Here is a 6,151-nt window from a genome sequence, read left to right as displayed (position 1 = left end):
TTCACATTTATTCAGCAAACCCTACTTAACTAGATAAGAGAAACTGTGGCGATTAATAAGTGCCTAAGCAAAATTAATTACACATTATAAGCCGCTACTCTGTCACTAAACACAGAAAACGGGTTTCCTCAAGAAACCCGTTTTCTTGGGCGACAAACCAGAATTATTCAGGTTTGATTAACTGATTTAAATAGTCCTGAAAATCTGAGATTGAGTCAAGAGTAATCGCTTGTCTGTGGAGATTTTTTAGAAGAGAAGTGTCTTGAATTTGGCTAATCTTATTAACCAGTTCAGAAGGCACATTGTCAAACCGAATCTCAAGGGCATCAATGACAGATTCTCTCATCCCCTTTTCCATTCCCATTCTTTCAACACTGGTAATATAAGGCATTCTTTTTTCCTCCTCGTACTGATTTAATTCCTGTTGAAACTCTTGTTCTAATTACTAATTACTGATAACTGATAACTGATAACTGATAACTGATAACTGATAACTGATAACTGATAACTGATAACTGATAACTGATAACTGATAACTGAAAAGTTCCGCTAATCTTTAGATAAATTGCGAGAAACATACCAAGTAAAACCACCGCCGATAACTGCCATAACTGCTAAAGCTAATAGTACCGGTCGCAGTCCGAATTGAGTTTCGGCGATACCCGCAACAGCTAATGGTAAAGAGAGGGCAATATTAACGGCATTATTTTCTAAACCAAAGACTTTACCGCGCATTTCGGGGGGTGTATCTGCCTGTAGGGTAGTTTGCATGGGAACCCCGACTAAAGCGGCAAAAATCCCTAATAAAGCGGTCATAGCGAAGGCTAAAATTAAACTCTTTGTTGCTAGGGATAAACCGATTAAAGCTGCCGCCATACCCAGGGAACCCCAGAGACTTAATTGGGTGTGGGAGAATTTTTGACCCCAATAACCCAAAGTAATGGCACTAACTGCCATCCCTGCACCACAGGAGGCTAATAAAAAGCCGAATTGAGAAGCTTTTAACCCGGGTAGTTTTTCGGCCATACTGACAGCTAATACAGATAGAGCGGCAAAAATACAGAATAAGATGACTAATTGAATTAGAGCGTTACGAACTTTATGATTTTTGTTGAGGTAACGAATGCCGTCGCGGATATCTTCCCAAACATGGGGCTGTTCTGCGGTAGGAATAATATATTTTTCGTTAGTTCGCAAGATAATTAGAATTAAACCGGCAATTATATAAAAAGCACCGACAATCATCACTTTGCCAATATCAAATTGTCCGGCTCTAGTGCCGAAAATGCTATCGGCAAAAGCCAATAGAGGTTCACCGATGGCAAAACCGATAATTAATACTGCCATGGTGGTTAAAGTGTTGAGGGAATTAGCGGGTAGAAGATGACGACGTTTTACTACTAATGGCAGGGTAGATTGTTCGGCGGGGGCAAAAAATTGGGTTAAGGTGGAGACAAGAAAAGTAATGACTAACAATAGGAAAAAACCGAAGGGTAAATTAAATTCTCCTTGTAGCCGGTAATGCCAATTTCTTAAACCGTCAGGCAACCAACCGAGGGGAACGGCTAAAGTTTGCTCGCGCACTAACCACAATAATAGGGGAATAACGAGGACAAAAGCCCCGCGTAAAAGGTTAGAAATAACTAAAACTTGTTTTTTTAACCATCTATCAACATATACACCCGCCACCGAACCCACTAACACCGCCGGAATTGTATTAGCAATCATTATCGCCGATACCCAGCCACTAATTGACTGATCGGCTTTTTGGTAATGGGTGGCAATTAGGGAGATCATCAGGACTAAATAGAATTTATCCGCTAATTGGGAAAAAATTCCCCCCGCCCAGAGAATGAGAAAGCGCGGGTTTTTTAGCACTGGGGCAAAACCCTGACTGGGATTGGATTTGGGCGCACGTTTAGGCAAGCGGTTCATGGTTTCTGCGTCGGATTGCCTCGGTGAGGAATCGGAAGAATTAAAAACAGGAGTGGAGGAGGCGCTAGACGTAGCGTCGTCAGTTTCTGAGTCAAACAGTTGCATTATGATGATTTTTGCTATCTGTTTAAAATTCTAAGGGAGATAAACCCTCAACTAATGCCGAGGAGCGAAAAGTTTTTCCTAGATGATATTGAGTATAGCGGCGTAGCAGGCGATCGAGGTTAATCCAAGCTAGTTCTGAGGTAAGGTTTTCTTCTGGGGGAAAATCTGTTTTTCCTAGGCATTGCAGTAATTGCAGTTCTTGCAACGTCAGTTTACTATCGATTTTGGGCGGGTTGATTGTTTCTGTTAGGGCAGCTAGATCTATTATTCCCCCTGCCTCGAAACTAAATCCTAGGCAATTGTTCCCAATTAAAGCTTTTCCCGTCAACAGGCAGTTATGGACTTGCGGCACTAAGCCAGCAATTATTAAGAAATGAAAAATTGCTTGACAAAGGTAGGGAAGTATGTATTGATTTTCGTCGAGGACTTCAATTCTGGCCAGATGGCTGCAGATTAATTCGTATAATTCCCTCTGGGGTTGTTCGCTCATTGCGATCGCCAAAACCAGTTCGCAGAGGTATTGACTAACGGTGAGTTTGGCGAGATTTTGACTTAATTTGGGATAAGATTCGATAGTTTCAGCTTGAACGACCTTATCTAGGGATTTTCCTGCGACTATTAACAGATTATTGACCACAAATAGTTCACTTCTACCCCGCAGGGAAGATTTATACTTGCGCGCACCGGGAGCGATGGCTCTAATTAAACCATATTCGGCGGTCAAAATAGTTAAGAGGCGATCGGCTTCTCCGAAGGCCATTCCTTGTAGATTGATTCCAGTAGCTTGATAGGTACGAGACATCATTTAATAATTAACTAGCTAATTGTCTCCCCAAGAAGACTTGAGCTAATCACCAAGCGCAGGGGAATCAGTCAGGACTATGGAGGTTAGCGGACTCGAACCGCTGACATCCTGCTTGCAAAGCAGGCGCTCTACCAACTGAGCTAAACCCCCGATCTGGTTTTTAGGACACTTTCGTTATCATAACCTATAGTGAAAAATATTACAAGTTAATTTTTCCCTTACTTGCCATGTCTTATCTAGTCGCCACTTTTTACCAGTTTGTGGCTTTGTCAGATTATCGTCAAAAACAGCCAGAAATACAAAAATACTGCCAAGAAAGAGGAATTAAAGGAACTATTCTGCTGGCAGCCGAGGGGATTAACGCAACGATCGCCGGGAACCATCAAGCGATCGCCGAGGTGATTAGTTGGTTAAAAACCGATACTCGTTTAGCTAATCTAGAAGTGAAAGAGTCTGTTTGTGATTATTTGCCCTTTCAACGCTTAAAAATTCGCTTAAAAAAGGAAATTGTGACTTTTGGTCAAGCCAAGGCTAATCCTCTCGAAAAAACAGGAATTCATCTCAAAACTGAAGAGTGGAACCAATTGCTGAAAGAGCCGAACGTGGTAGTTATCGATACTCGTAATAATTATGAAGTGGCGATCGGTACTTTTGCGGGAGCGCTTAACCCAGAAATCCAGCATTTTCGCCAATTTCCTGAGTATATTCAGGAAAATTTTGATAGTATTAACGATAAAAAAATAGCTCTTTTTTGTACGGGGGGAATTCGTTGTGAAAAGGCGGCAGCTTTTTTATTAAATCAAGGCTTTTCTCAAGTTTATCAGCTAGAGGGAGGTATTTTGAAATACTTAGAAGAAGTTAGTGCCGATCAGAGTCTTTGGCAAGGAGAATGTTTTGTTTTTGATCAAAGAGTGGCCCTAACAGCTAATCTAGAGGTGGGACATTATGAAATGTGTCCCGCTTGCGGTCATCCCATCGATGAAAAAGATAAACAGTCCCCCAATTACCGAGCAGGAATATCTTGTCCCTATTGTAGTTAATTTTATCCTATTCGTACCGCTCTCATCTCCCTACTTTTCTAGTATCTGGTTACTTTTTCTTGCGGATTTGTGTACCAGAAATCATGTCATGAAGGGCGCGTTTTTTCTTTGTCCAGGCTGCCAGTAAAAAGCCCAAATATAAGGGAGCAGTGGAGAGATATTTTAGTAAGTAGCGGCGATTTGCTCTCGCAAAAGATATGCGTCGGCCTTGGCTATCGGTGACAGATAAATCAAAAAACATTTTACCAATAGTGGCTTTAAAAAGATATTCTAAGAAAACATAATATAACCATTTAATAACTATTCCTAAACCGAGGGCGCTAAGAATAGCAATATGCTCGTGAGTAAAGTTAAGTTTGGCTTGAATATTATAGATAATTGCCGCCATAAATAAAGCAAACCCGATAATTGTTGTTCCAGCTGCACTTAATGCTGCCGCATAGTAAACCCAGATTTCTTTGGGAATATTAAAGTTGAGATTTAAATCTTGAAAAACCGACCATTGTTGTAAGCGAAAACAGATATAACCACCTAATAAAGCGGCGATAATAAGAACGATAAAAGAATCAATTAAAGAGGCTTTGAAACGGAGCCAAAACCCAGCATAACTGGGAGAAATTGCGGCGAGTAAAGAAATAAGTGCCGGATTGGTAATAGGAATAATTTTAGGTTTTTCAGGAGAAGATTTTTTAGTTTTTTTAGTTTGATGGGGATTGGCTTTAATATCAGTAATAATTTTTAGCAAACTTTTGGTATCTTTAGGTCGATCAATAGGTTTTTCTGCCATTAAATTATCGATAAAATCTGCTAATCGAGAAGGGATATTTTGTGCATATTTACGCCAGTTAAATTCATTGGTATTAATGTTATAAATTTTCGGGTCACTGGGTTCTTTACCGGTTAACAAAAAGACGAAAGTTTTGCCCAAAGCATAAAAGTCTGATTGGGGGACAGAGTGACCAAGAGATTGTTCAGGAGGAGCATATCCGGGGGTATAAATTCCCGTATTTTTACCTCCTGCTAGGACGGTTTTAGTCACTTGTCGCGCTGCCCCAAAATCAATTAAAACTAATTGACCATCGGGTTTTAAGATAATATTAGAGGGTTTGATATCACGATGATAGAATTTATGTTTATGAACTTCATGGAGAATATTGGCTAACTGAGTTAACCAATCCAAAGCGAGATTATAATCAATCGGTTTAAATCCTCTTTGTTTTTGATGTTCTTCTAAGTCAATACCAGCAATTTTCTCCATAACTAAACAGTGTAAGGCAGTTTGACTCTCCCGGGGATGATAAATAAAATAGTTTTCTCCTTTGGGAATACCGGGGTGATTTAATTGTTTTAAAAGATTGGCTTCCTGTTGAAATAAATCAATAGCTTTGCTAGAATCGTAGGTAAGAACTTTTAATACTTTGGGTATTTTACGTTCATCTATCACTTCATAGGTATTACCAAATCCACCTTTGGCACTCAATAAATTTGTGACTCGATATTTACCATTTAAAAGCAAGTCGGAACCACAGGATTGACAGTAACGACTCTCCGTGATACTTTTCGGTTTGGGACAATGAGGATTAATACAAAAACTCATAGATTTTATTGGTAGAGTAAAAAATAAACTTGATGATAACAATATTCCCTGATATATTTAAGGTTTATTGCCAAGAAAAAAGCCGCGCAATCCCAAAGTTACCACGGCACTTAAAAAAGCCACAACCATGGGGATAATCAGGGATTTAAACCCTTTCAAGTCAGCAATATCTTTAACTAAGATTGCATAATTATCTTCAACTTTTTCTAGTCGTTTATCCATTGTTTCGACTTTCTGATCAAGAGTTTTAATATCTCCTTTGATTTCTGTGACTTCCACCTTTAAATCATTAACATCTTTTTGGAGACTGTCAAATTTTTGATCCATATCTCTTTGGAGATTGTCGATTTTCTGATCCACATCTCTTTGCAGGGTGTCAAATTTTTGATTAACATCTCTTTGGAGAAAGTCAATTTTCTGATTAACCTCTTTAATGCTATCTTTAATTTCTTTGAGGACAGATTCGAGAGAATAGGTAACGGTTTCGCTAGTTTGTGTCATAATTAAAACCCTCTTACAGATAACTATTTTATTGAAATAAAAAATTAAGGTTTGTTGCCAAGAAAAAAGCCGCGCAATCCCAAAGTTACCACGGCACTTAAAAAAGCCACAACCAGGGGGATAATCAGGGATTTAAACCCTTTCAAGTCAGCAATATCTTTCACTAAG

The 6,151-nt window shown here is 39.3% G+C and carries 7 protein-coding genes and 1 tRNA gene; 1 reads left to right on the top strand and 7 read right to left on the bottom strand.

Going from position 1 to position 6,151, the window contains the following annotated elements:
• Positions 1 to 163 precede the first annotated feature (163 nt).
• From IM515_RS00490 to IM515_RS00470, 5 genes are all read right to left on the bottom strand, one after another.
• Positions 164 to 391 (bottom strand): hypothetical protein, encoded by a 228-nt coding sequence (locus tag IM515_RS00490; RefSeq protein ID WP_287626985.1) that lies wholly within the window; start codon positions 389 to 391, stop codon positions 164 to 166.
• A gap of 58 nt (positions 392 to 449) precedes the next feature.
• Positions 450 to 578 (bottom strand): hypothetical protein, encoded by a 129-nt coding sequence (locus tag IM515_RS00485; protein WP_287633454.1) that lies wholly within the window; start codon positions 576 to 578, stop codon positions 450 to 452.
• Positions 550 to 2,040: an MFS transporter gene (locus IM515_RS00480; protein WP_287626986.1), complete on the bottom strand. Its 1,491-nt coding sequence runs from the start codon at positions 2,038 to 2,040 to the stop codon at positions 550 to 552. The genes IM515_RS00485 and IM515_RS00480 overlap by 29 nt, the downstream gene beginning before the upstream one ends.
• Before the next feature lie 22 nt (positions 2,041 to 2,062).
• On the bottom strand, positions 2,063 to 2,845 hold the full coding sequence (gene recO / locus IM515_RS00475; protein WP_287626987.1) for a DNA repair protein RecO: 783 nt from the start codon (positions 2,843 to 2,845) through the stop codon (positions 2,063 to 2,065).
• Between the two features lie 77 nt (positions 2,846 to 2,922).
• Positions 2,923 to 2,995: transfer RNA gene (locus IM515_RS00470), tRNA-Ala, on the bottom strand.
• A gap of 77 nt (positions 2,996 to 3,072) precedes the next feature.
• Here IM515_RS00470 and trhO point away from each other — a divergent pair.
• The gene (trhO, locus tag IM515_RS00465; RefSeq protein WP_287626988.1) at positions 3,073 to 3,885 is read left to right on the top strand and encodes an oxygen-dependent tRNA uridine(34) hydroxylase TrhO; all 813 of its coding nucleotides are present in this window, start codon (positions 3,073 to 3,075) and stop codon (positions 3,883 to 3,885) included.
• Between the two features lie 49 nt (positions 3,886 to 3,934).
• Here trhO and IM515_RS00460 read toward each other — a convergent pair whose 3' ends face one another.
• Together IM515_RS00460 and IM515_RS00455 are read right to left on the bottom strand one after the other, a co-directional pair.
• Complete coding sequence (locus tag IM515_RS00460; RefSeq protein ID WP_287626989.1) at positions 3,935 to 5,482, bottom strand: protein kinase domain-containing protein; 1,548 nt, start codon at positions 5,480 to 5,482, stop codon at positions 3,935 to 3,937.
• Between the two features lie 57 nt (positions 5,483 to 5,539).
• A complete protein-coding gene (locus tag IM515_RS00455; protein ID WP_052277755.1) occupies positions 5,540 to 5,983 on the bottom strand; it encodes a polyhedral envelope domain-containing protein in 444 nt (147 codons plus the stop codon).
• Positions 5,984 to 6,151 lie beyond the last annotated feature (168 nt).

Source organism: Microcystis sp. M44BS1, assembly GCF_020244875.1.
Taxonomy (GTDB): Bacteria; Cyanobacteriota; Cyanobacteriia; order Cyanobacteriales; family Microcystaceae; genus Microcystis; species Microcystis panniformis.
This window is presented reverse-complemented; position numbering and strand designations above follow the sequence as displayed.